Here is a 22,157-nt window from a genome sequence, read left to right as displayed (position 1 = left end):
TCAAAAACGAAGGCTTGCGGATCATGGCCTCGGGAACCGGGGCTTCTGCCAGTGGAGGGAATGTGAGACCAAAGGGAGGTCGAATTCGTTCGACACTTCCCGAGGCAATTCCCACTGAAGCTCGAAGCCACTCATCAATCGCCTCGCGATGATGAGTGGTAGTTCACGGCAGACTCAGTGATATCGCCATGGTCCTCAAACCCCTCTTTAACTCCCTCGTTGAGTAGATCGGGCCGCCGCGATCGCGTCCGTTCCCATTGTTGCGATCGCCGCCACTGAGCAATCTTGGCATGATTCCCCGACAACAACACCTCAGGAACCGGCCATTGGCGAAACACCGCCGGACGAGTGTAGTGCGGATAGTCCAACAAGCCATCCTCAAAACTGTCCGCCGCCAACGAGGCCGCTTTCCCCACCGTTCCCGGCAAGAGACGAACCACCCCATTCACCAAGGCCAGCGCCGGAATTTCGCCCCCAGTTAGCACGAAATCCCCCAAGGATACCTCCCGAGTCACTAAATGGGTGACACGCTCGTCCATGCCCTCATAATGACCGCATAAGACCACCAGTTGCTCACAATCAGCCGCCCAAGTCTTGAAATGCTGCTGACTCATCGGCTCCCCTTGAGGCGTCGTCAAAATCACCTCCCGCCGAGGCAAAACCGGTAACGACTCAACCGCCGCAAAAATGGGCTCAGGCTTTAACACCATCCCCACCCCACCCCCATAGGGTTCATCATCAACCCGGCGATGTTTATCCTGGGTGAAATCCCGAGGGTTCGTGCAGTGAACCTCGGCAATTCCCCGAGCGATCGCCTTAGACATCAACCCCACCTCAAACGGGGTCTTAAAAAACTCTGGAAACAGCGTAACAATATCAAATCTCATCATTCGGGCTTCAGCATCAGCCAAATTATGGCTCAATTTGGCCCTCAATTGGGCGTTCACGTTAGCGAATTTACCCGAACAGGTCCCTCGGGTCGTCAATGACGGCGATTCTGCATCAACCGGTCGCCCCTTCATGTTAAGCCCAGGCCACCTCTGAACCCCGTGCCAGCCAAGATGGTATTATAGGAAAACTTGAATGGCTACCCGTTGTTAAGCCAATGTTAAGCCAAAAATTGACGGTTGTCGCAGTCACAAAGCGTCCCGAGTTTTTGTATACTGTTGGCGCTGTTGGCGCAGATCGACCTCAGCAAATGTAGGGTTAGATCACCTGCGCGCTCCTTCGCTTCACCCCCATATCCCCATCGCTCCCCCCATCGACGTTGACCTCAACGTCACCCGAGGGCTAGCGCTCTACCGCTCACGTAGCGTCTCGAAGAGAAGGTGAACGTTCCGATGAACCGCGACCCGCAGACAAACGTCCGGTAGGACATCCTTGACTCGAAGTCCATTACGCCCTAATTCCCTATGATCCAAACAGATGCTCAATCTCTCGAACCGACGATGTCCCATTCCCCTCAAACAACGATTTTGGTAATCGGCGGCGCGGAAGATAAAGTTCACGGGCGCGAAATCCTGCAAACCTTCTTTAACCGTTCAGGGGGTCGGGATGCCCAAATTGCTATCATTCCCTCAGCTTCACGCGAACCGGCGGCGATCGGCAACCGCTATCGGGATATCTTTGAAGATATGGGGGCCAAAGCCGTTCGCATCCTCGATATCCGTGAGCGCTATCAGGGAGAAGATCCCATTTGGCAAAACGATCTCGAAGACTGTACCGGTGTCTTTATGACCGGAGGCGACCAACTTCGCCTCTGTTCCTTGCTCGCGGATACTCCCCTGATGGAGAAAATCCTCTTGCAAGTTCAACGAGGGGAAATCGTCCTCGCCGGAACTAGCGCCGGCGCCGCCGTTATGGGATATCACATGATCGCCGGAGGGGGGAGTGGGGAATCCCCCAACCGCTCCTTGGTCGATATGACCACGGGCCTGGGTATTATCCCTCAGGTGATTGTGGATCAGCATTTCCATAACCGTAACCGCATGGCCCGACTCATGAGCGCCATCTCCGCCAACCCCGATCGCATCGGTGTCGGGATTGACGAAGATACCTGCGCCCTCTTTGAAGGCGATGGCTTAATCCAAGTCTTAGGGAAAGGAACCGTAACCATCATCGATCCCGGCGAAGTCGACTACACCAATGAACCCTATGTCGATGCCATTAACCCCTTAAGTATCTTTAACTTGAGAGTTCATGTCCTCACCTACGGCGATCGCTTCCACCTCCCCACCCGCAGCCTTCAAGTTCCTGAACAACGGCTAACGGCCTAACCCCAAGTCCTGGCCCCGTCCCCGATCATCAAGATGCCACGAGACCGCCAACTCACGCAGTGGATACTTGTACTTCTAGTGGCCATCGCCATTGGATCTCAGGTCTCCCCTGCGCTGGCCTCGGCTGACAGCCGCATCAACCGCCTCGAATCCCAAGTTCGTTACCTAGAATCTCAACTCCGACAACTCGATCGCCAAGTCAATCAAAACCCGTTTTCACCCCAACCCCTTGATTCCCCAGCCATTCCCCCCAGCCTAACCCCCCAAACCGGCAACCCCTCAGTCCCCGCTCCGGCCCTGGAGCGCCTCGCCACCCTAGTCGTGGAACAAAAACGGCGTCTCGACGCTCTAGAAGCTCGGCTCGACCGCCTAGACCCCAACCCAGAATCCCTAGAATCCCCCAATTCTCCCTAAGTCCCCGTGGCGACTCCTCCCCAGGCTAAGCACATCAAAATATCAGTATCCTTAAGTTTTCTGTGAAGCCTTCCGTACTGAACCGGTCTATCCCCTGGAGTCGACAGCTACTCGAGTGGGTCGCCATCGCCCTCCTCTATTTCCTGAGCGCTCAACTCTCGCTAAGATTTGCCGCCTTACCTGGCAATATCTCCTCCGTCTGGTTTCCCACAGGACTCATTCTCGGGGTAAGTTTGTGGCGATCGCAATGGCGGGCCGTTCCCGGCGTCTTTTTGGGATCAATGCTCTCGACTAGCCTCGATTTAGGGCTAGGCGCCACCCATCTTGGACCCCTCAAGATCCTCTTCTGTGGTCTCCTTCACGGTAGCAGTAATGCCCTAGAACTCAGCGTCGTTCTGGCCCTATTGCGCTCCTGGATTCCTCAAGGGACCATCTTGCAACGAGTTCCCCACGTGGGACTCTTTATCCTCAGCCTCATTCCCGCATCCCTCATCGGTGCCACCCTAGGCGTCTTTCCCCTGGTGGTGATTGGCCTGATTCCTCTCCCAGAGGTTCCCCTGTCTTTCGCCATCTGGTCCTGGAGTGCTGTCCTCAGCCAACTCTTGATTACGCCGGTTTTCTTGGCGGGTATGGCCGCACCGACTCAATGGCGACCCAAACCTGGCCGCTATCGGAGATTGGAAATCACCCTCTTTATCGGGGTAAGCGTCATCATCCTCACCGGAACCTTTGGACTCGGCTATCCCGCAGAATATGCCCTGATTCCCCTCTGTGTCTGGTCAGTTCTGCGCTTTGGCAAATTTGAAACCACCCTCTTTGTCTTCGGGATTTCCCTCATTGCCATTTTCACGACCGTCCAAGGCCTCGGTCCGTTTGCCGGTCATTCAATCTATATTGCCTTTACCCTCTTGCAGTCGTTTATGGGAGCGACCATTCTCACCTCCCTCGTCTTGTCGGCCAGTAACGATGAACATCACCAGGTCGAACGGCAACTTCGGGCCAGTAACCGAGAGTTACATAAGAGTCAGAATCGCTTATCTCAATTGCTCGAAGCCATGCCAGTAGGGGTCTGCGTTCACGATCGCCGTGGACGGATGCTCTACCGCAATCACACCGCTCAACGTCTCCTCGGTGATGTAGAGTCCGATTTATACCAGTTTGCCCAACACTATCACCTCTATCAAGCCGATACCTCAGACCTCTATCCCCTCGAACAACTTCCCGGACAACTGGCTCTCTCGGGACAATCGGTGCGGCGAGATGACCTCGAACTCCGTCAGTCGGGCCAGACCATTCCCCTGGATATGGCCAGTACCCCACTTCTCGATGAAGCCGGTGTCGTCGATGGGGTGATTGTCGCCTTTCAAGATATCCGCGATCGCAAAGAAGCCCAAAAACTCTTAGCCGACTATAACCAAACCCTAGAAAACCAAGTCGTCCAACGCACCACAGAATTACAAAAAACCCTCTCCCAATTACAACGCACCCAAGCTCAGTTAGTCCATACCGAAAAAATGTCCAGTCTGGGGCAGCTTGTGGCAGGAGTCGCCCATGAAATTAATAATCCAATTAGTTTTATCTTTGGCAATATCCGCTATGCCCGAGAGTATATTCAGGATTTAATTCGCCTCCTTCAAGCCTATGAACGAGTCTATCCCAATCCTGATGCCTCTATTCAAACTCTGGCCGAAGATATCGATTTGAGTTATTTGCTTGAAGACTTACAGCGAATTCTAGATTCGATGAACTCAGGCGCAGAGCGAATCCGCAACATTGTCTTGAGTCTAAGAAACTTCGCACGTCTGGATGAATCCAAAACCAAGGTCGTCAACCTTCATGACGGAATTGAAAGTACCTTAATGGTGTTACAATCTCGACTAAAATCGCAAAAAAACCGCCCTGAAATCAAGATCGTCAAGCTCTATGGAGACATTCCTAATGTGAATTGTTATCCCTCTGAACTGAATCAAGTCTTTTTAAACCTCTTGAATAATGCCATTGATGCTTTGGAAAGTCATGGGGATTCTCCAGGAAGTTATGGACTAAGGCAAGACCCCAAAATTATCCTGAAAACAGAAGCGCGGGGACAAAACACAATTTTAATTGAGATAAAAGACAACGGTGCAGGCATGAGTCAAAGCATCCGCCATCGTATTTTTGATCCGTTTTTTTCCACCAAGCCCGTCGGATCTGGAACGGGCTTAGGACTGTCCATGAGCTATCAAATTATCGTCGAAAAACACCAGGGAAAACTCTACTGTCACTCTGAGCTAGGGCAGGGGACAACCTTTACCATCGAACTTCCCCTCAGTCTAAACCCGACTCGTCACCTCTCCCTAGAAACCCATGAAACATCATGAAAAACTTTATTCCACCTGAGCGTTTCTTTGCTTATTTAACCTGGACTGAGATTAAGCAATTGCCCGATAAAGCCAACACCGTTTTAGTTCAACCGGTGGGAGCCGTTGAACAACATGGCCCCCACCTCCCTCTCATAGTCGATAGTGCCATTGGCTTAGGAGTGTTGGGGGAAGCCTTAACCCGTCTAAGTGCCGATATTCCCGTCTATGTCTTGCCTCCCCTCCATTACGGCAAATCCAATGAACATCGTCACTTCCCCGGAACCGTCAGTTTGTCCGCCAAGACCCTCCTCAGCACTCTGATGGACATCGGTGAGAGTCTCTACGCCGCCGGATTTCGTAAACTGGTGCTGATGAACTCCCATGGTGGACAACCGCAAGTGATGGAGATTGCGGCGACCGATCTTCATGCTCGTTATGAGGATTTCTGGCTCTTTCCCATTTTTACCTGGCGAGTCACTCAGGAGCATAAACGCCTCCTGAGCGAACGGGAAGTGCAAGAAGCCATGCACGCCGGTGATGCCGAAACCAGTTTGATGCTGGTGTTATTACCTGAATGGGTGCAGATGAAGCAGGCCGTGCGGGACTATCCCCCTCAACAGCCTGGGAGGTTAGCCAGCAAAGGGGGACTGACCTTTTCGTGGTTAACTCAGGATCTCAGTACGAGCGGTGTGGTGGGCGATGCGACGGCGGCCAGTCGCCAGAAGGGGGAGAGGATTCTGGATTGGTTGGCCGACGGTTGGTGCGAGTTACTGCAAGAGGTCTATCACTTTAAGGCGAAACACTAATTTAAGGACGAGATTGGGTTATCGTTACGGGCAAAATTGCTAGAATAGAGCTAGTTCGGTAACGAATGTAACAGACAGGAGAACCCCAATGGACAGGTCTTATGGTGCGCGTTTTAACCGTTGGCTGCAACGGATTCCCGGATTTGGGCAATGGCTGAGGTTATCCCAAAATGTTTATCAGGCTGAGGAAATTCTTCACGATCGCCGCCGCTGCGTTGGCCGCTCCCGATAACCTCGGAGTCATCGAGATCATGAAACTCAGACCAATCAAGGACTGCGATCGCTTTAATCTACGGCGATCGCAGTCTTGCCTTAGACCCTTCCCCAGATTTGTAAACAAATGTAAATAGCGTTAAGATTGTAGGTGAGTCGGTAAACTATTATTAAATTATGAGTCGCCCCCATCTCCCAGAGCCGAGTTTGCTCAAAAAAGTCCTCGAACCCCTGCTCGAAGACTTCCAATACTGGTTTGAACGCTCTCGGACTCTCCTGGAAACGGAAACCATCGAGTTCCTAGAGGCCCACGAACAGCAAGATCTGCTGCATCGTATCATCCACGCCCAGGAAGAGGTGAGTTCCGCCAAAATGATGCTAGATGCGACGGGCTGTCAAGCGGGGGTCGATATGTCAGTTCTGATGCCTTGGCATCATCTGCTCACAGAATGTTGGCAAATCTCAATGCAATTTCGCGCCCAACACTCCCAGGCCCTCAACGTGAGAGAATAACCCCAAGTGGGAAGGTCTGACCCTTGCCCAGACCCAGTCCCTCGCCTTAACAATCTGTTTTTTTAAGCGTCGATTTAGGGGAGTTCCTCGGCTTAATCCGTGAACTGCCCAAACTAGCCGATTGATCATCCCTGATTTATCTGAGGACACGTTATATGTTACATCTGCTCTATATTCTCGCCTTTACCTTTCTGGCCTTTGTCGCCGTTGGAAACCTGGTTAGAAACCTCTTAGCCTTTAGTTCAGACTCTCAGAAGCCACGCTCAATGAGTAACTCCGAGTTGAGCCGTCGTCCTCAGCCGAGTCCACACCCCGAACTCCTCGACGACTACGGCCATGTCGTTGAAGAACCCCTGTTAGTCATGCGCTCGATTGGTATCGAAGACGCTCGCGAGAAGCTCGATGCACTCTACAACTCTTCACCGAGCAGCAAGAACAATCTCAGCGACGATGACGACACTCCACCACCAGCGTTGATCTAAGCTCACTGTCATCGAAACCTAACATCCCCTCTCCCCTCACCCCGACGGGCGCACCCTTGGCGGTACGCCCCCACCGTTCACGAACCGCTGCCTCATGACGATCGCCATCGACTTCGGTACCAGCAACACCGTCATTGCCCGTTGGAATGCTGCCAGCGAACAATCAGAAGTAGTAAAACTCCCTGGGCTAAGTCGCCAGCAGGCGGATAATCCCCCAGTCGTTCCCAGCCTCGTTTACGTTGAGAACGCCCAAACTGGGGCCATCGCCGCCGGACAACAGGTGAGCGATCGCGGCTTAGATACTCAACGTGACGCTCGCTTTTTCAATAGCTTTAAACGGGGAATTGGCTCCGATATTCAAGGATTTTTGCCCACCCTCGACGAGGTTCCCATACGCTTCGAACAGGTTGGAGAGTGGTTTCTCCAGACCGTACTGTCAAGCGTCGCTGAGGTTCCTCTACCCCTCGACTCGTTAATTCTCACCGTTCCCGTCGATAGCTTTGAAACCTATCGTCATTGGCTCGGTTCGGTGGTTGAGTCTCCTCAACTTCCCCAAAAAATTGAGCAAGTCCGTCTCCTCGATGAACCGACCGCCGCCGCCCTGGGCTATGGGTTAAGTGATGCCGAACTACTGTTGGTAGTTGACTTTGGTGGCGGAACCTTGGATATGTCCTTGGTGCAGCTACACCGCAGTGCGGGTAATAATCGCCATCCCCTCGGCTTTATTCTCAAATGGGGCGATAAATCCTTTCGCGAGAAATCCGGGCAAAAACTCGAAACCGCCAAAGTTTTAGCCAAGTCCGGCCAAAACCTCGGCGGTGCTGATTTAGATAACTGGCTCCTTGATGAGCTGGCCAGCCGGGAGGGGTTACCGAAAACCCCCCTCACCTGTCGCCTCATGGAACGGCTGAAAATTGAGTTATCGTCTCGCTCTGAGGCGACGGAGGTGTATTTTAATGAGGAAACCTTCGAGAGTTATGAGTTAACGGTGAGCCGATCGCAGTTTGAGGAGATCCTGAAACAGCAAAAGTTCTTTAAACGGTTAGATGAGTCGTTAACCCAAGTCTTACAGCAAGCCCGACGACAGGGATTAGAAACCCCTGATATCGATGCCGTGTTACTGGTGGGGGGAACCTCGCAAATTCCGGCGGTTCAAAACTGGATCCGACAATGGTTTCGGGCCGAGAAGATTCGCTGCGATCGCCCCCTCGATGCGATCGCCACCGGCGCCTTACAACTCACCCAAGGCATTGCCCTCAAAGACTTTCTCTATCACGGCTATGGGATTCGCTACTGGAACCGTCGTAAAAATGCCCATGATTGGCATCCGATTATTCAACCCGGACAACCCTATCCCTTAGAGCGTCCCATTGAACTCTCGTTAGGGGCCTCAATGCCCAACCAGCCCAAACTGGAGTTGGTTCTAGGAGAAATGGCCGCCGAAGCCCCGAAAACGGAAGTCTTTTTTGATGGCGATCGTTTGATTACCCGACAAGCTGAGGCGGACGTTAACGTCATTCCCCTCAATGACAGCGATGGCGGACGCACGATCGCCAGTTTAGACCCGCCCGGCTCTCCGGGGAGCGATCGCGTCAAAATTCAATTTCGTATCGATGAGGAGCGTCTTCTACGCATCACGGTCGATGATTTACTGACCTCAAATCGCTTGATGGATAACCAAGCCGTCGTGCAACTGAGTTAAATCCCCTCAAATCGACTCTCCCATCACACCTCGGCAAGTCTCTAACACCTGCTCATCAGTAGCCGTGAGGCCATCTAAGGGTTGGAAACCGGGGATATTGGCGTTAGTCGCCCCCTGACCCGCCGCGACTAAGGTATCTCGGCGAATCGCCAAGTTGAAATCATAGGTCTGATCACTGTAGCTGTCTTGGATGTTTAGGGCTAACTGATTCTCCTCAAGACGACCCTCGAAGCAGTCAAACGAGGATGAGGGCATATAGAACCCGCCCACAATGCGATCGCCATCAGCTTCAAAGACCATATAGGTTTCACCCAACTGATTGGCCTCAGGCACTGACCCATAGACATATTCCCCATCGTCGAGATTTGCCGGGGCCTGATCTCGGCGGGCCGCAACAGACACCGACTCAGCCAGGGCCGTTCCCGCCACCCCTAAGCTGAGACAGAGTCCCAAAACCATCGCAGCGGCTTTGCCCTGGCGTTGTAACCACTGTTGGGGGTTGATATAGTTATTAAACATAAGTATTTATCCGGGTTCCGAACTCAATAAACCTATTGTCTCGGATTGGGGCGATCGCCGTCAGTGACCCTAGGACAGATTTTTAGGCGATCGCATCACCCGCCCTAAGTGATATCACTTACGCATTCGGCGTGACATAAATCACCATTATCAGAATCATCAGGATCTCAAAACTGTTGTAACTGGGCCGCCTCGTTAAAAAAGCGTTGTCCTAAACTGGCAATCAGGAGACTGGTGGCGATAAAGTCCGTCAGAGCGATGGCAAACATGACCAGCATTTGATAAGCCGCCGCATCAATGGGATTAGCCCCACTCAACAACTGTCCCGTGACGATTCCCGGTAGAGTGACTAACCCCACCACCATCATCGAGTTGACAATCCGCACCGTTCCCGCGCGAATCGCCTGCTTGCGGTAGTTGGCTAAGGCCTGTCGGGGAGTCGCCCCGAGGCTGAGATAGGTTTCAATCTCTAAGGGATGATGCTCAATTAAACTTACAAACCGCTCCCCGGCGATGGCCGCTGCATTCATGGCATTTCCCATCATCATCCCTCCTAGGGGAATCAGATATTGAGGATTCGACCAAACCGCCGGCTGACGTAGGACCAAGAGATTGATATAGAGCAAGGTTAGGGCGCTACTTAAGGCAATGGCCCCCCAGACTAACATGAACAATCCCGGAAGTTTGCGGCTAATACGATTGCGGGCCACCACCGCCGCTAAACTAACCATCACTAGCAAGACGATGATCAGGATTAGGGGATTTCGCCAGGTGAAAACCACTTGTAGGATTACCCCCAGCATCAGTAACTGAAGGGTGGTGCGGGCGGTGGCCAGGGATAACTCTAGGGTTAGCCCCAATTCTTGCCAAGCCGCAATGGCGATCGCGATCGCTGCCATACCCACGGCGATCGCTAAATCGATTAAATCTAGTTGAATATAACCCACGTTGTTGAGTTAGACCTTTTTTAACTAATATCTCTTAAGACACCGAGTAACACCGGTTTTCCATAGAAACGAGTTCGGACTCCATAAATTTCCACTAATACTCGTTTTCCTCCCTTGCGTTGTCCTTGAAAAATACAGGAAACACAGTCCGTTTGGCCACGAATACATTTATAAACCTGTTCTGATACTCGATCATAGTGTTCATTAGTAACCAGAGAAAATATCCCTTTTAGATTTGCCAACTCTTGCCGTTTATAGCCAAAAATTTTGGCGAGTTTTGGATTAGCATAGATGAATTTTCCATCCCAAACGACAATATAAAGCCCCAACGTATTTAAACGACTTAACCGAGAGTGACGGAGATCGTCGGCCAGGTCATCTCCATGCGATCGCCGGCGGCGTGATCCCGGAGAGGGCCGAGAGGACGAGGGGCGGTTGGAGGGAGGCGGCGGTGGTGGTGGTGGCCGGGAGGGAGGATCGGCCGATGGCGGCGATCGCAGCGGAGGAACACTCGACTGAGCCGAACCCGAGGACATCCGCAACCCCGGTGGTGAGGAAACCGAGGGCGTTTCTCGCTCCGGGCTTAAACAGCGTACCACCTCTAACACCAGCCCAATCCGCACCGCCACCGCCTCCATTAGTTCAGCCATCTGAGCCCGAAAATGGCCTTGGTCTGGGTGCATTAAGGTAATAATGGCTAAGACCGTGTTGTTCCGCAGCACCGGCACACAAAGAACAGAGCGAACATGATAGGGTTCACCGGGCAATTGTAGCCAACGCTCATCTAAGGTCGTATCCGTAATAATGCCAATTTGTCGCTGTTGATACACCCAACCGGCTAAGCCTTGATGCAACACACGCCCAACTAACGACTCGCGCTCTTGGCGAATAATGGCCCCCCGAGCCAACACCGACTCAATTACCGTCCCCGCTTCATCGAGTAAAAATAAACTACTATCCTCAACTCGGGTTAAACGATTAGCACTACGGAGGACTTGTTGAGATAACGCCCGTAATAACAGAGTTGGGGACGGATGTTCACCACAGGCCAAGACCGTTCGCAGCAATTCCGCTTGTACCTCATCGGCCTGATTTTCCAGCCGTACCTGTTCAAACTCCTGGCGAACCGCCTTGAGTTCTTGGATGAGTTGCTCTTTTGTCGGTTCGCGATCGTCCATACTAGGGTTTAGCGACGAGAAAGACTCTCGGACGGAGTAGCGTAGCTATGGTGACATCGTACTCGATATCGCCCCTAGAGCGGCTTTCCCTCGGGGCGTTAAGGTCTTGAGGCCTCGGCGATAGACAGAAGGCATTTCTCGGTAGAATTGCCATAGATGTTACGGAGTTATTCAGTCTTTTGGGAAATTTGGTCTTAGTTACCGGAGCGGCCCGCTCTGGAAAAAGTGAGTTTGCCGAACGGCTGGCCGAGCAACACAAGGGTATTGTCACCTATATTGCCACTGCCCGCAGCAATTCCCAAGATCGAGATTGGCAAGCTCGCATTGAACGTCACCGTCAACGTCGCCCCCGTCATTGGCGGCTTCAGGAGGTTCCCCTTGCCATTAGTGCCTGTCTTGAGCAATGGAATCATCCCCAAAATTGTCTGTTGCTCGACTCATTAGGGACTTGGGTGGCCAACACGTTAGACGAGTCTGACACAGACTGGGGCGATCGCCGTCAAACATTTTTGCATCAGGCCACCAACTTCCAAGGAACTTGTATTCTCGTGGCCGAAGAAACCGGTTGGGGCGTCGTTCCGGCTTATCCATCAGGGCGAATGTTTCGCGATCGCCTCGGCGAACTAACACGTCATCTTGGGGCCATGGCTGATCAAACCTATCTAATCGTTGCCGGTCGCATCCTTAATCTAACCGAAATCGCTGATCCCCTTTAGGAAGTTCCCCAGAACAAGTTTAAACTGCATCAGAGCCGTTTGCCCTCGTGATTTTACCTTTATCTTAAGAATCTATACCAATTTAGTGAACGATCTCTCCTGACAAATCGTTTAACATAGGACTAGAGTTCTATCGTTGCGCACTTTTATGGCTTCTGAAACGCAAGTTAAACAGTATTTAGCTGATTGGTTTCAGCTCGGCAAAAAACTGATTGTCAACAACCAGGCAGAACTCCCCTATCCCCTCTTTGAAGGCAGTGACTATAGCCGAGCCTTTGAACAGTGTTGGGCCGCTGTATCCTGTTCCAAACTTAGCTATCATTCCTACCTCGAAGGCACAGAAATTAGTATTGGCCAACTCCTTGACGATGACTGGGACATTTCCCCTTGCGCCCGCTGCACCATGCCCATTGCCCTACCCGTGGCTGGCGTGAGTCCGGTCTTGTGTCCCTGTCATGACCTGCCCTCCTGGCCCAATATGGATCTTCCGAAACCCAGACAGCCCGTCAACACTCAAGAGAGTTTGCGGGACATTTGCCGCCGCCTAGTGGCCAACCACGATTAAACCGGTACCGCCGTTCGCTGTTTGGGAACGTCGTAGCTTAAAAAATCATAAGCGAGGTCAGTTTGCGGAAAAATGGCCCGGGCTTCATCCAGTAAATCCTTAAGATCTAGGTCATTTCCTGGAGCATAGCGGGGACTAAAATGAGTCATAAAAAGCTGTTTTACCCCCGCCGCCAAGGCCACTTGAGCCGCCATCGTCGACGTCGAATGCAACCGTTGTTCCGCCAAACTGGCATCTCGGTGAGAAAACGTGGCCTCATGAATTAAAACATCAGCCCCTTGAGCCAAGCGCACGGCGTTCTCACAATAAATCGTATCCGTACAATAGACGAGCTTGCGTCCCGGTTGTGGCTCACCGCAGAGATGACGACCGTGGATTACCCGGCCATCCTCTAGGGTGACCGGGTGTCCCTGTTTGAGTTGTCCATACACCGGTCCCGGTGGGATTCCCAGGGCCTGGGCCTTCGCCACATCAAAGCGTCCCGGACGATCTTTTTCCTCGACGCGGTAGCCATGGGCCGGGATACGGTGATCGAGGCGATCGCACAACACCCGATAGTCCTCATCCTCATAAACTAGCCCCGGCTTGTGCTTATGAATCGTAATCGGATAATGCAAATGGGTATGAGAATAGCGCGCACAAGCTTCGAGATAATTTTCGAGCTGGGGGGGACCGTACAAATCAATGCGATCCGGCGCTCCCGCTAGGCCAATACTGGCCAGGAGTCCCATTAAACCAAATACATGATCCCCGTGCATATGGGTAATAAAAATACGGCGAATCCGCCCCACCTTCAGATCACTCTGGAGCAATTGATGTTGCGTTCCTTCCCCACAGTCAAATAGCCAAATCTCACCCCGTTGTTTCAGGCGCATGGCTAAACTGGACACATTTCGCGATCGCGTCGGGACACCCGAACTGGTTCCTAAAAAAACGATTTCCACTCGCTTGACTCTCGTTAAGGAAATTGGCAGCTTGACATCCTCCCACGCTAATTCAAAGAATATAGCGTGGGATTCCCACCATCACTGATGAGGTTTCCTCTTTCTACGACTCGGCTTACCTTGAGGAGTTTCCCCACCCAAGCAGAGGTCGATATCTCCGGAGGCGTGAGTTTCCGTATGCCCTACGGTACTTACTTAGTAAACCGGGTTGGAGTTATCTGTCTTCCCTCTCAGGACAGAACTAACTTCAAGCCTCCGAGCTTACTATGGTATCCTAACACCGACCTAGGTCTATCTTCGAGTCGTCGGTCACTTTTAAGGAGAACCAAAGGATGCTGCTACTGAAAATTGCCGCGTCTGTGACGGGCCGATCAAGGGAAACGGCTCAGCAGGGATCATCGCAAACTAGAGAAAACCCCCAGCAGAACCAGAAAACGAGCAAGCGAAGGCGCAACGGATTTCCTCATTTCTGGCGAGGGATGACCAGTCTTTGTTTTTGGGCATTTTCCCTCGTTCCTGGCCTAGCCCTTGAACTCCGAGTCGCCGTCGAGAAAAACGTCGGTGAACTCACCGTGGGCAGTTCAACCCCCGCCCGCATTCGCAGTCGCTCCGGGACCGTCCTCGGTAACCTCAGCCAGATGAATGCCTTTGTCGCCCGCTCCACCGGGCAAGCCGTCGCCCTCGATCGCTGGCAAGGGGATCAGTTATGGATTGAACCCACGAATCATGGCCATGTTTATATTGGCGATCGCTGGTATCGAGGCAAAGTTCTCATCGTCCGAGGACGCTACGGGGTCACCGCCGTGAACTACGTTGACATCGAATCCTATCTCTACAGCGTCCTGGGCGCAGAAATGGGGGGCAATTGGCCCATCGAAGCCCTAAAAGCCCAAGCCGTCGCCGCCCGCTCCTACGTCCTCTACCAGCGCGATCGCTACGGCAATGGCACCTACGATGTCGGGGATAACACCTTCTGGCAAGTCTATCGCGGGATGCAGGAAGAGTCGAGCCAAACCCACCGAGCCACTGACGCCACCCGAAGCCAAGTCCTCAGCCATAATGGCCAGGTCATTGAGGCCGTCTTTCACGCCTCCTCCGGGGGCCACACCGAAGATGTCGAACAGGTTTGGGACGAAGTCAAACCCTATCTCAGAGGCGTTCCCGACTTCGATCACGACTCACCCAACTATCACTGGCGCGAATCCTTCTCACAATGGGAAATTACCCGGCGACTCGGTGGCGTAGGAACCGTGGTGGGAATTTTCCCGGAACAGCAATCCCCCAATGGCCGCTTAGTGACCGCCAAAGTGGTGGGATCGGCTGGAACAGCTATTGTTGACGGAGAGGACCTGCAAGCGGCCCTGGGGCTGCGCAGTAGTTTGTTTACCGTCACCTCCGGAGGCGGCTATTTCACCCTCTCGGGGCGAGGCTTTGGTCATGGTGTGGGGATGAGCCAATGGGGCGCAAAACACCTGGCAGAGCGGGGCTATAGTTACCGGCAAATTCTCTCCCATTACTATCGCAACACCCAATTAGCTCAGTTACAGAGCCAATAATCTGGCCCTCAACGGCTACAAATTTTTAACTTCGCTACCATGGGAGCTATAGACACCCTTGAGGACATCACTATGCCCGATAAAAACTACTCCTGGAAAGGAAGCCCCAACGCTGGACTCGTGCTGACCATTTTGGCGGGACTCGGTGCTGTTGCTATTTTGTTTGTGGGCTTTAGCGGCTAACCTCCTCCTCGACCGGTTCAGTCCAGACAATCGGCCGTCGTTGCGGATCAAGACGTTGGGTTTCTTCCTCAATCAGAGTTCGCACCTGAGTTGGATCAAAGTAGCGGCTGAACTGTCCCTGTAACCCCTGCACCTGCGATCGCGTCGTTTCGACCTCGTCATGAAGTTGTTCGAGTTGGTCTTGGCTCGTGGTGTAACTCGGGACCAGTTGGCTTAAGGCCGCGATCGCCCCCAGGGAAACCGTAACATCCACCGTCAGCTTCAACCCCGTTTCCAAAACAGACGTCCAGGAACGGCTATTCCGTCGCCGTCGCGGCTGAGGCGAAGGACGACGACGAGGACGACGGGGTGAAGCTCGAACCTCACCGGGATGCGGAGCGCGAGACAGGCGTTCAGGGGCGTTCATGATTCAGTCTGAAGATAAGCTCACATCGATTGACCTGCTGTGAATACAGCATGAGTGGGGGGAATAGTTCAAATTGAACCGAAACAGAGCCATTTTGGCAAGCCGACTGACGCACCCCATCTCCTACTCCCGAGATCCCCCTCTAGTTTAACCAAACTCAGAGCCACAGAACTCCCATTTTGGAAAACCTTTCCGTCTAGCTAGAACCGGGTCGCCGCAACTGGCCAAAGCAATGGGAGTCCCGCACGTGGCGAAACTCCCAGAACAGACAGACCAACAAGAACTCGTTGGATGACCGTCTTATTTATAAAGTTCCGTCGACAGGCGGAACGCCAGGACACCCGGAATAATGGCGACAACTAACGCAGCTAAGACTTGAATATCAGACATAAGACCTGAAAACTCCTGTATATTTAGTTCAATCGTTCACTACTCTCGATCAAAGTTAACGATTTTGAGCAAAAGTGTAATAATTTTTCATAAAAAAACACGAGAATTGGCCCGAAATTTGGGGCCGCCACCGCCCCAGAACCGACGCCACTCAGCCTGAGGGCGTCAGTTCCTTTATGAGTGAAACAAACCTCGTTATTCTTCTAGCCAAGGTTTCAGCGCCGGCGTCCAACTGACCAGTTCCCCTTCAGAGAACCATAAGTCAATCTCCCGATTCGCCGTTTCCACCGCATCAGAGCCATGAATGAGATTGCGTCCGATATTTAAGCCAAAATCACCGCGAATGGTTCCTGGAGTCGCCGTCAGTGGGTTGGTTGCGCCAATAATCGTGCGAGCGCCGGCGACCACGCCGTCTCCTTCCCAAACCATCGCCACCACCGGAGAGGAGGTAATAAAGTCCACCAATCCTTTGAAAAACGGCTTATCCCGGTGAACATCGTAATGTTGTTCTGCCAATTCCTTGCTGACGGACATCAGCTTTAGCCCAACGAGGGTGAAGCCTTTGGCTTCAAAGCGGCGAATCACCTCGCCCACGAGTCCCCGTTGTACGCCGTCAGGCTTAATCATCAAAAATGTTCGTTCCAAGATAACCTCCTCAAAATTGCATCAATTTACACAAACTTTAGACTATCGCAACCTGTCCCGTTTGCGGCCGGTTTAGCGTAGAACTCCCCTTAGCGTTGCAGGCGGTTTAGAGTCGCTTCCATCACATCCGGGGTCTGTCCAGATACCGCATAAACCAAGGCTTCCCGATAAATGCGTTGGGCCGGATGTTGACAACTGTTGGCCGCGCCCCCCGAGGCGGCGATCGCCCCATAGCTACAGCGGCCCGCTAAGTCAATGGCCCAGGCCCGCAACGTCAGGCGATCGCCATAAGACCGCGTCCCCTCATCTTCACTCTCAAAAAAAGCCTGACGACAAGCCTGCAATTCAGCATCCAGAGTCTCCCAGCTTTGCCGCAAAAACGGGAGTTGCTTTTTCTCAGCCGCCTGCTGCAACACATCCAACCCGGCCCGAGCGCAACCGAGGGCAAAAAAGCCATGATGTAGCACATTGGCTTGACTGTTCTGCTGCATCCAATGGGGCGGCTTGAGACATAGCACCTGCTCATCAGGTAAGAACCACCCCTTCACCTCGGCGGTGACCGTATTGGTGGACGTCAACGCCGCCATCTCCAGCGGCGAACTCATCTCAATCTCTCCCCCTCGCTCCTCCTGACAACTGCGGAAGGGCATCATACCAAATACCGAGGTTCCATCCGGCAACATCGCCCCCAAAATAAAGCTCTCAAACAGCGTCGCCCCCGTAATCCAGGGAATAAAGCCATCGAGTTGGTAGCCTCCAGGAACCAATCGCGCCTGCATCGGCGGTGGCCCCGGACGACGCAGGTGAGAAAAGCCGACCCCCACCCGTCGCTTCCCTGTCGCTAAATGAGGTAAATAGTCCTCTCGTAAGCCAGAATTGGAGCTGCGGCTGATCAGGGCGGCGGCACTTTGATGCTGGGTTTGTAGGAAGGCCAAGGCCCCGGAATGGCGGGAGATGGTTTCTTGGAAGCGACGAAAGAGAACTTGGTTGTCGGCCCGTAGGGTGAGCAACTCGCGATCGCCCAAGCCCAGAAAAGCCGTTTCTAGGGCCTGACAATCACGATCAATGAGATTGGCCTGGGGGGAGACATACTCATCTAAATAGGCTTCAGCCAGATCGAGGGGAGAAGAGGTAACGGTCATACAGCAGTTGAGAGTTGCGTGTTGAGGGTTAGAGACAGCTAACGGGAATTACGCCATTGAGGATAGGGCCGTCCGGAGAATCCCTAGGGCGCGGTCAACCTCCGCCTCTGAGACAATCAGGGGAGGAACGAATCGCACCACCTTGGGGCCAGCGGGAACCAGTAGCAGTCCTTGTTCCATGACCGCTTTCACCACAGCAATTGAAGTTAACTCAATCTCTGCCTTGAGTTCGAGGCCATTGATTAGCCCCCAACCGCGAACCTCAGCCACAACAGCCGGAAACTCCGTGGCCATCGCCTGCAATCCTTGGCGTAACTGTTGCCCGCGATCGCGCACCTGTTGCAAAAATCCCGGTTTCTCCACCATCTGACAGACGGACAGCGCCACACCACAGGCGAAGGGATTACCGCCAAAGGTACTGGCGTGATCCCCCGGTTCAAAGACATCACAGCTCGACTTACACAGCAGCGCACCAATGGGAATTCCACCGCCGAGGCCCTTAGCACTCGTGAAGATATCCGGTTCAATACCTAAGTTCTCATAGCCCCAGATCTGTCCCGTCCGCCCCACACCGACTTGCACCTCGTCGAGAATCAGCAAAATATCCTTCTCATCACAGAGTTGGCGGACTCGTTGGAAAAATTCCTTGTCCCCTGGGCGAACCCCCCCTTCTCCCTGGAGAGCTTCTAGCATAATGGCCGCCACTTGGGGCGTTTCGGCATCTAACTCGGCAAGGGTGGCCTCTAGGGCTTCAATGTCGTTATAGGGGCTATAGACGAAGCCAGGAACCAGGGGATTAAAGTTTTTTTGATATTTGGGTTGTCCAGTGGCGGTAATGGTGGCCAGAGTGCGGCCATGGAAACTGGCGGTCGCGGTGATGATGGTGGGCGCCTCGATACCTCGGACCGTGTGGGCATATTTGCGGGCCAGTTTGATGGCTCCTTCGTTGGCTTCGGCCCCGGAGTTACAGAAAAAGGCGCGATCAGCCGCCGAATGGGTCACGAGCCATTCGGCTAATTCTCCTTGGGGGGGAATGTAATACAGGTTCGAGACATGGTGCAGGGTCTTGATCTGCTCGGTTACGGCTTCGATGAGCTTGGGGTGAGCGTGACCGAGGGTACAGGTGGCAATTCCGGCCACAAAGTCTAAATACTCTTTTTCCTGGGCATCCCAGACCCGACAGCCCTCGCCGTGGGTCAGAGCGATGGGAAACCGTCCATAGGTTTTCATCACATACTGGTCGAAGGTCGCGGTGTCGTAGGGGGTGGCGTTGGCTTGATCGAGGGTAGTGTCTGGACTCACAGATTTGGCTCCTGTTGAGGATAGTCGAGTTGAGGGGTCTGTCGGGAGGCGATCGCCGGCATCGCCGGCCGTGACGCCGCCCTTGAGAATACCCTCGATTCTAGATCGCTCTCTGGGAAGATGCGACATCTGACCATGGCGATGACATGACAATTTCGGCTTTGCTGTTCGCAACGCTCGTCTAGGAGCCTAACCCCACCGTTAACTGCCAAAAGTTAAGAACGCCGGTATCTCCCGCCGCGCGATCGCAGACCTTTAACGCCCAGTTTCCTTCGGCAGAGCGGCCCAACAAACGCTTAAGTTGAGGGGTATTGTTGAAATCATAGCTTTGCCGGAACAGTCCTTGGCCACGAATCCCTCGCCCCTGAAGCATCACTGTCTCCCCCTCGGGGGTCAAGACCATGACCTCCACATCTCCCCAGTCGGGATGGTCGAGTTCTAGCGTAATCTCTACTTCAACAACCGTTAAGCGGTCGCGAACCCGAATCGGACTGGTGATCCCATTGGCGTCACCATCGGGAATCGCTATCTGACGCTCATTGCGGCCACGCACCCGTCGAGTCACGGATAACGGCACTTGAGACTGTTGTTTCGCCGCTAAAACCGCTTGGTAGGCGTTGACTTTGCCATAGCCAAACCACTTAGAATGACCATCGCCGTCATACTGGCCAAAGCGAGTGCCTAACTGGGGATCACTCTCGGGATCGACAATCTTATCGGCCGTTTTCTCTAAAATGGCTTTCACCTCCGCCGCCGTGAGGTTGGGATTGACCGATAACACCAAGGCCGCCACCCCCGCCACCAAGGGACAGGCGCTGGAGGTCCCACCAAAGCCATGGGTGTAGTCACTGGGACTGTAGCCTCGATCGCCGCTGCGATCGCTCGTAAAGACCCCTTTCCCCAACAAGGATTTACGAATCACTGGGGCGGTATTCACATAGCCGGTTTCCTGAAGCCAAATTCCGGGGGGGGCATTATTACTCGGAGCGCAGACGGAAATTTCTTGCCCCCAGTTACTGTAGGCGGCTTTCTGATTTAAACTCGTACAGGCCGACACAGCAATCACCTCGGGATGGGCGGCAAAGCCACTGAGCCACTTGGTTGTCCCTGAGAGAATGTTTTGGGTCCAACCCTGTTCGTTGATCTCCCCCTGGGTGGGACGATTGGCGTTACCGGCAGCAAACACGATGACAGCGCCTTTGCCATGACGGCCGAGCCGCGCCGCCCGTGTTAGGGCCGCCCGTTGCCGCATCGAGAGACGGAAATAGACGGCGCTGGCCCCCCAACTACAGGAGATGACTGAGGCCCCCCGCTCGATGGCCCAGTCAAACAACTCTTCGATGGAACGGTCGTCTAAATAGCCCGTGGTGGCTAGGGGCATGAGGGCGCAACCGGGGGCAATGCCGACGATTCCCTCGCCGGTTTCTTCGGCTAGGCACACTCCGGCGCAGGCGGTACCGTGGTTGTCACTGTCTCGTTCGGGTAGGGGTAAGCCATCGCGATTGCGGAAGTCTCGGGGGGCGACGATTTTACCGATACCTTGAAAGTCGGGGTGGTTTAAGTCAATGGCATCATCGGCAATGGCCACGACGATACTGCGATCGCCTCGGGTGATGTCCCAAGCCTGTTCGGCGGCAATATGGGAGTCTGGGGCTAAGTCTGGCCCCCCATGATGGTTGAGATACCACTGTTGGGGATAGTAGCGATCGCTCGGTCGATAACTTGGGGCGCTGTGGGTGACAATGTTCGGTTCAGCGGCCAGAATGTCCTCACGCTCGATGAGTCGATTGGCAATTTTGATGGGATTTTCGATCGCCTCTCGGGTGACTCGGTAGATAAAGGCATGGTCTAGGCCCACGAGGGGGGTTTCATCGCCTAAGCCTAAGGACTCGGTTAGGGCCTGACGCGCCGGTTGGCTGACGGATTCGGCAAACTCGATGGTGAGATCGTCAGCTAGATAGACTAGGGTTCCTGGATTGTCCACGAGGGAATAGACATGGCTGACAAAGGCGACATCGGGGCGATCGCGAGTGCGGTCCATGGTTGGGGTGAGTTGGCTGGCCTCGGCCACCTCGAACTCAAGCAGGACCGCCTCGGTTCGCGACCCCACCGGGATTTGATTCAAACACTGGGCCGTCACCTGTTGCGCTAGGGTTGAAATCACCTCAGGCGCTTGTGGACGAGCGGTGAAACGAGTTTCAGTCTTTCTGAGGGCAAGGGTTTCGCCTCCCCGTTGTAGTGTTAAGTCATCGGCCACGTTCGACACCTCCGGCTCATGTTAGGTTAGCCAAAATCCACCGCTATCTTAGCTGACAACGGTCAGAGGATCTCCGGATTGATCCCCTTATACAGCGAAATGTTAAGATACCCCTGCACTCTTAACACTGTTGAAGTGATCGAGCTCTAGCCCTGCACCTCCATCTCTTTAGGGCATTTGCCAAAGACGAGATGTTAGCAGAACCTAAAACTCTTGTAAAAAAAAGTTTTGCCACCGTAAATCGTCAACGTTCAATTGCTATCCCAGCACTCTCTCGTTAAAACTCCCCATTGTAACTGGTAACTCTGTCCATGCTCCTCCAATCTAAGCCCCGTTTCTGGCACCTATCCTCCGCTACGACGATGCTGTTGGCGATCGCCGCCTCAACTCTTACACCGACAACAGCCCAGGCTCAAACCGAGACGAACCCACAAACGGCCATTCGGGTTCCCATGGAAGACAGCGTTCTCAGCCTACCGGGCATCGAATCGCTAATTGAAGACGCTACCACCGCTGTCTCAGATCAAGACTACAGCTTAGCAATTCGCAAGCTCCAAGAAGCACGGGAAATTAGTAATCAACTCTCGAACTTTTATCAGCAGCTTTCGACGAACTTTTCGGGTATTGACAACCGGATTTTCCAACGACAACGCGATCAA

22 protein-coding genes and 1 pseudogene are annotated in these 22,157 nt (G+C 53.4%); 12 read left to right on the top strand and 11 right to left on the bottom strand.

Annotated features, from left to right (window positions below; all coding sequences use genetic code 11):
- Positions 1 to 134 precede the first annotated feature (134 nt).
- Positions 135 to 887, bottom strand: a complete 753-nt coding sequence (gene trmD / locus R6U67_RS06890; RefSeq protein WP_410251854.1) for a tRNA (guanosine(37)-N1)-methyltransferase TrmD — start codon at positions 885 to 887, stop codon at positions 135 to 137.
- A gap of 525 nt (positions 888 to 1,412) precedes the next feature.
- Here trmD and R6U67_RS06885 point away from each other — a divergent pair.
- The 8 genes from R6U67_RS06885 (at position 1,413) to R6U67_RS06850 (ending at position 8,748) form a co-directional block, all read left to right on the top strand.
- Positions 1,413 to 2,276 carry a cyanophycinase gene (locus R6U67_RS06885; RefSeq protein ID WP_410251853.1) on the top strand — a complete coding sequence of 288 codons (864 nt, stop codon included), beginning with the start codon at positions 1,413 to 1,415 and terminating at the stop codon, positions 2,274 to 2,276.
- A 33-nt stretch (positions 2,277 to 2,309) separates the two neighbouring features.
- Positions 2,310 to 2,690 carry a hypothetical protein gene (locus tag R6U67_RS06880; RefSeq protein ID WP_410251852.1) on the top strand — a complete coding sequence of 127 codons (381 nt, stop codon included), beginning with the start codon at positions 2,310 to 2,312 and terminating at the stop codon, positions 2,688 to 2,690.
- A gap of 62 nt (positions 2,691 to 2,752) precedes the next feature.
- Complete coding sequence (locus tag R6U67_RS06875) at positions 2,753 to 5,050, top strand: MASE1 domain-containing protein (RefSeq protein WP_410251851.1); 2,298 nt, start codon at positions 2,753 to 2,755, stop codon at positions 5,048 to 5,050.
- A complete protein-coding gene (locus R6U67_RS06870; protein WP_410251850.1) occupies positions 5,047 to 5,838 on the top strand; it encodes a creatininase family protein in 792 nt (263 codons plus the stop codon). The genes R6U67_RS06875 and R6U67_RS06870 overlap by 4 nt, the downstream gene beginning before the upstream one ends.
- Before the next feature lie 88 nt (positions 5,839 to 5,926).
- Positions 5,927 to 6,070, top strand: coding sequence for a hypothetical protein (locus R6U67_RS06865; RefSeq protein ID WP_410251849.1), 144 nt, complete (start codon positions 5,927 to 5,929; stop codon positions 6,068 to 6,070).
- A 158-nt stretch (positions 6,071 to 6,228) separates the two neighbouring features.
- Positions 6,229 to 6,564: a DUF2605 domain-containing protein gene (locus R6U67_RS06860; protein WP_410251848.1), complete on the top strand. Its 336-nt coding sequence runs from the start codon at positions 6,229 to 6,231 to the stop codon at positions 6,562 to 6,564.
- Between the two features lie 155 nt (positions 6,565 to 6,719).
- Positions 6,720 to 7,046 carry a DUF2973 domain-containing protein gene (locus R6U67_RS06855; protein WP_410251847.1) on the top strand — a complete coding sequence of 109 codons (327 nt, stop codon included), beginning with the start codon at positions 6,720 to 6,722 and terminating at the stop codon, positions 7,044 to 7,046.
- Between the two features lie 94 nt (positions 7,047 to 7,140).
- Positions 7,141 to 8,748, top strand: a complete 1,608-nt coding sequence (locus tag R6U67_RS06850; protein WP_410251846.1) for an Hsp70 family protein — start codon at positions 7,141 to 7,143, stop codon at positions 8,746 to 8,748.
- A gap of 6 nt (positions 8,749 to 8,754) precedes the next feature.
- Here R6U67_RS06850 and R6U67_RS06845 read toward each other — a convergent pair whose 3' ends face one another.
- From R6U67_RS06845 to R6U67_RS06835, 3 genes are all read right to left on the bottom strand, one after another.
- Positions 8,755 to 9,267 (bottom strand): hypothetical protein, encoded by a 513-nt coding sequence (locus R6U67_RS06845; protein ID WP_410251845.1) that lies wholly within the window; start codon positions 9,265 to 9,267, stop codon positions 8,755 to 8,757.
- 167 nt (positions 9,268 to 9,434) lie between these two features.
- Positions 9,435 to 10,214: an ABC transporter permease gene (locus R6U67_RS06840; protein WP_410251844.1), complete on the bottom strand. Its 780-nt coding sequence runs from the start codon at positions 10,212 to 10,214 to the stop codon at positions 9,435 to 9,437.
- A gap of 20 nt (positions 10,215 to 10,234) precedes the next feature.
- Positions 10,235 to 11,392 (bottom strand): GAF domain-containing protein, encoded by a 1,158-nt coding sequence (locus tag R6U67_RS06835; RefSeq protein ID WP_410251843.1) that lies wholly within the window; start codon positions 11,390 to 11,392, stop codon positions 10,235 to 10,237.
- Between the two features lie 179 nt (positions 11,393 to 11,571).
- Between R6U67_RS06835 and cobU the strand changes: the two genes are divergently transcribed.
- The gene (cobU, locus tag R6U67_RS06830; protein ID WP_410251842.1) at positions 11,572 to 12,108 is read left to right on the top strand and encodes a bifunctional adenosylcobinamide kinase/adenosylcobinamide-phosphate guanylyltransferase; all 537 of its coding nucleotides are present in this window, start codon (positions 11,572 to 11,574) and stop codon (positions 12,106 to 12,108) included.
- A 148-nt stretch (positions 12,109 to 12,256) separates the two neighbouring features.
- Positions 12,257 to 12,673, top strand: coding sequence for a hypothetical protein (locus R6U67_RS06825; protein WP_410251841.1), 417 nt, complete (start codon positions 12,257 to 12,259; stop codon positions 12,671 to 12,673).
- Here R6U67_RS06825 and R6U67_RS06820 read toward each other — a convergent pair.
- Positions 12,670 to 13,617, bottom strand: a complete 948-nt coding sequence (locus R6U67_RS06820; protein ID WP_410251840.1) for a ribonuclease Z — start codon at positions 13,615 to 13,617, stop codon at positions 12,670 to 12,672. The two genes, R6U67_RS06825 and R6U67_RS06820, sit on opposite strands and share 4 nt — an antisense overlap.
- Positions 13,618 to 14,096: 479 nt before the next feature.
- Between R6U67_RS06820 and R6U67_RS06815 the strand changes: the two genes are divergently transcribed.
- Positions 14,097 to 15,173 (top strand): SpoIID/LytB domain-containing protein, encoded by a 1,077-nt coding sequence (locus R6U67_RS06815; protein WP_410251839.1) that lies wholly within the window; start codon positions 14,097 to 14,099, stop codon positions 15,171 to 15,173.
- Between the two features lie 172 nt (positions 15,174 to 15,345).
- Here the strand turns inward: R6U67_RS06815 and R6U67_RS06810 are convergent, their stop codons facing one another.
- From R6U67_RS06810 to R6U67_RS06785, 6 genes are all read right to left on the bottom strand, one after another.
- Positions 15,346 to 15,762 carry a hypothetical protein gene (locus R6U67_RS06810; RefSeq protein WP_410251838.1) on the bottom strand — a complete coding sequence of 139 codons (417 nt, stop codon included), beginning with the start codon at positions 15,760 to 15,762 and terminating at the stop codon, positions 15,346 to 15,348.
- Between the two features lie 300 nt (positions 15,763 to 16,062).
- Positions 16,063 to 16,152, bottom strand: coding sequence for a photosystem I reaction center subunit XII (psaM, locus tag R6U67_RS06805; RefSeq protein WP_410251837.1), 90 nt, complete (start codon positions 16,150 to 16,152; stop codon positions 16,063 to 16,065).
- 195 nt (positions 16,153 to 16,347) lie between these two features.
- Positions 16,348 to 16,797 (bottom strand): nucleoside-diphosphate kinase, encoded by a 450-nt coding sequence (ndk, locus tag R6U67_RS06800; RefSeq protein WP_410251836.1) that lies wholly within the window; start codon positions 16,795 to 16,797, stop codon positions 16,348 to 16,350.
- A gap of 89 nt (positions 16,798 to 16,886) precedes the next feature.
- Complete coding sequence (locus tag R6U67_RS06795; RefSeq protein ID WP_410251835.1) at positions 16,887 to 17,939, bottom strand: acyl-CoA dehydrogenase; 1,053 nt, start codon at positions 17,937 to 17,939, stop codon at positions 16,887 to 16,889.
- Between the two features lie 48 nt (positions 17,940 to 17,987).
- The gene (locus R6U67_RS06790) at positions 17,988 to 19,241 is read right to left on the bottom strand and encodes an aspartate aminotransferase family protein (protein ID WP_410251834.1); all 1,254 of its coding nucleotides are present in this window, start codon (positions 19,239 to 19,241) and stop codon (positions 17,988 to 17,990) included.
- 181 nt (positions 19,242 to 19,422) lie between these two features.
- Positions 19,423 to 21,498 carry a S8 family serine peptidase gene (locus R6U67_RS06785; RefSeq protein ID WP_410251833.1) on the bottom strand — a complete coding sequence of 692 codons (2,076 nt, stop codon included), beginning with the start codon at positions 21,496 to 21,498 and terminating at the stop codon, positions 19,423 to 19,425.
- A 311-nt stretch (positions 21,499 to 21,809) separates the two neighbouring features.
- Here R6U67_RS06785 and R6U67_RS06780 point away from each other — a divergent pair.
- A pseudogene (locus R6U67_RS06780) lies at positions 21,810 to 22,157 on the top strand (hypothetical protein); the annotation flags it as partial.

This window comes from Sodalinema sp. (assembly GCF_046483825.1).
In the GTDB taxonomy this organism is placed as follows: domain Bacteria; phylum Cyanobacteriota; class Cyanobacteriia; order Cyanobacteriales; family Geitlerinemataceae; genus Sodalinema.
This window is presented reverse-complemented; position numbering and strand designations above follow the sequence as displayed.

What these genes read in the sequence shown, in the direction of transcription:
- trmD (WP_410251854.1), bottom strand. Translation starts at nt 887, where the DNA reads ATGAGATTTGATATTGTTACGCTGTTTCCAGAGTTTTTTAAGACCCCG.
- R6U67_RS06885 (WP_410251853.1), top strand. Translation starts at nt 1,413, where the DNA reads ATGATCCAAACAGATGCTCAATCTCTCGAACCGACGATGTCCCATTCC.
- R6U67_RS06880 (WP_410251852.1), top strand. Translation starts at nt 2,310, where the DNA reads ATGCCACGAGACCGCCAACTCACGCAGTGGATACTTGTACTTCTAGTG.
- R6U67_RS06870 (WP_410251850.1), top strand. Translation starts at nt 5,047, where the DNA reads ATGAAAAACTTTATTCCACCTGAGCGTTTCTTTGCTTATTTAACCTGG.
- R6U67_RS06865 (WP_410251849.1), top strand. Translation starts at nt 5,927, where the DNA reads ATGGACAGGTCTTATGGTGCGCGTTTTAACCGTTGGCTGCAACGGATT.
- R6U67_RS06860 (WP_410251848.1), top strand. Translation starts at nt 6,229, where the DNA reads ATGAGTCGCCCCCATCTCCCAGAGCCGAGTTTGCTCAAAAAAGTCCTC.
- R6U67_RS06855 (WP_410251847.1), top strand. Translation starts at nt 6,720, where the DNA reads ATGTTACATCTGCTCTATATTCTCGCCTTTACCTTTCTGGCCTTTGTC.
- R6U67_RS06850 (WP_410251846.1), top strand. Translation starts at nt 7,141, where the DNA reads ATGACGATCGCCATCGACTTCGGTACCAGCAACACCGTCATTGCCCGT.
- R6U67_RS06845 (WP_410251845.1), bottom strand. Translation starts at nt 9,267, where the DNA reads ATGTTTAATAACTATATCAACCCCCAACAGTGGTTACAACGCCAGGGC.
- R6U67_RS06835 (WP_410251843.1), bottom strand. Translation starts at nt 11,392, where the DNA reads ATGGACGATCGCGAACCGACAAAAGAGCAACTCATCCAAGAACTCAAG.
- R6U67_RS06825 (WP_410251841.1), top strand. Translation starts at nt 12,257, where the DNA reads ATGGCTTCTGAAACGCAAGTTAAACAGTATTTAGCTGATTGGTTTCAG.
- R6U67_RS06815 (WP_410251839.1), top strand. Translation starts at nt 14,097, where the DNA reads ATGACCAGTCTTTGTTTTTGGGCATTTTCCCTCGTTCCTGGCCTAGCC.
- R6U67_RS06810 (WP_410251838.1), bottom strand. Translation starts at nt 15,762, where the DNA reads ATGAACGCCCCTGAACGCCTGTCTCGCGCTCCGCATCCCGGTGAGGTT.
- psaM (WP_410251837.1), bottom strand. Translation starts at nt 16,152, where the DNA reads ATGTCTGATATTCAAGTCTTAGCTGCGTTAGTTGTCGCCATTATTCCG.
- R6U67_RS06795 (WP_410251835.1), bottom strand. Translation starts at nt 17,939, where the DNA reads ATGACCGTTACCTCTTCTCCCCTCGATCTGGCTGAAGCCTATTTAGAT.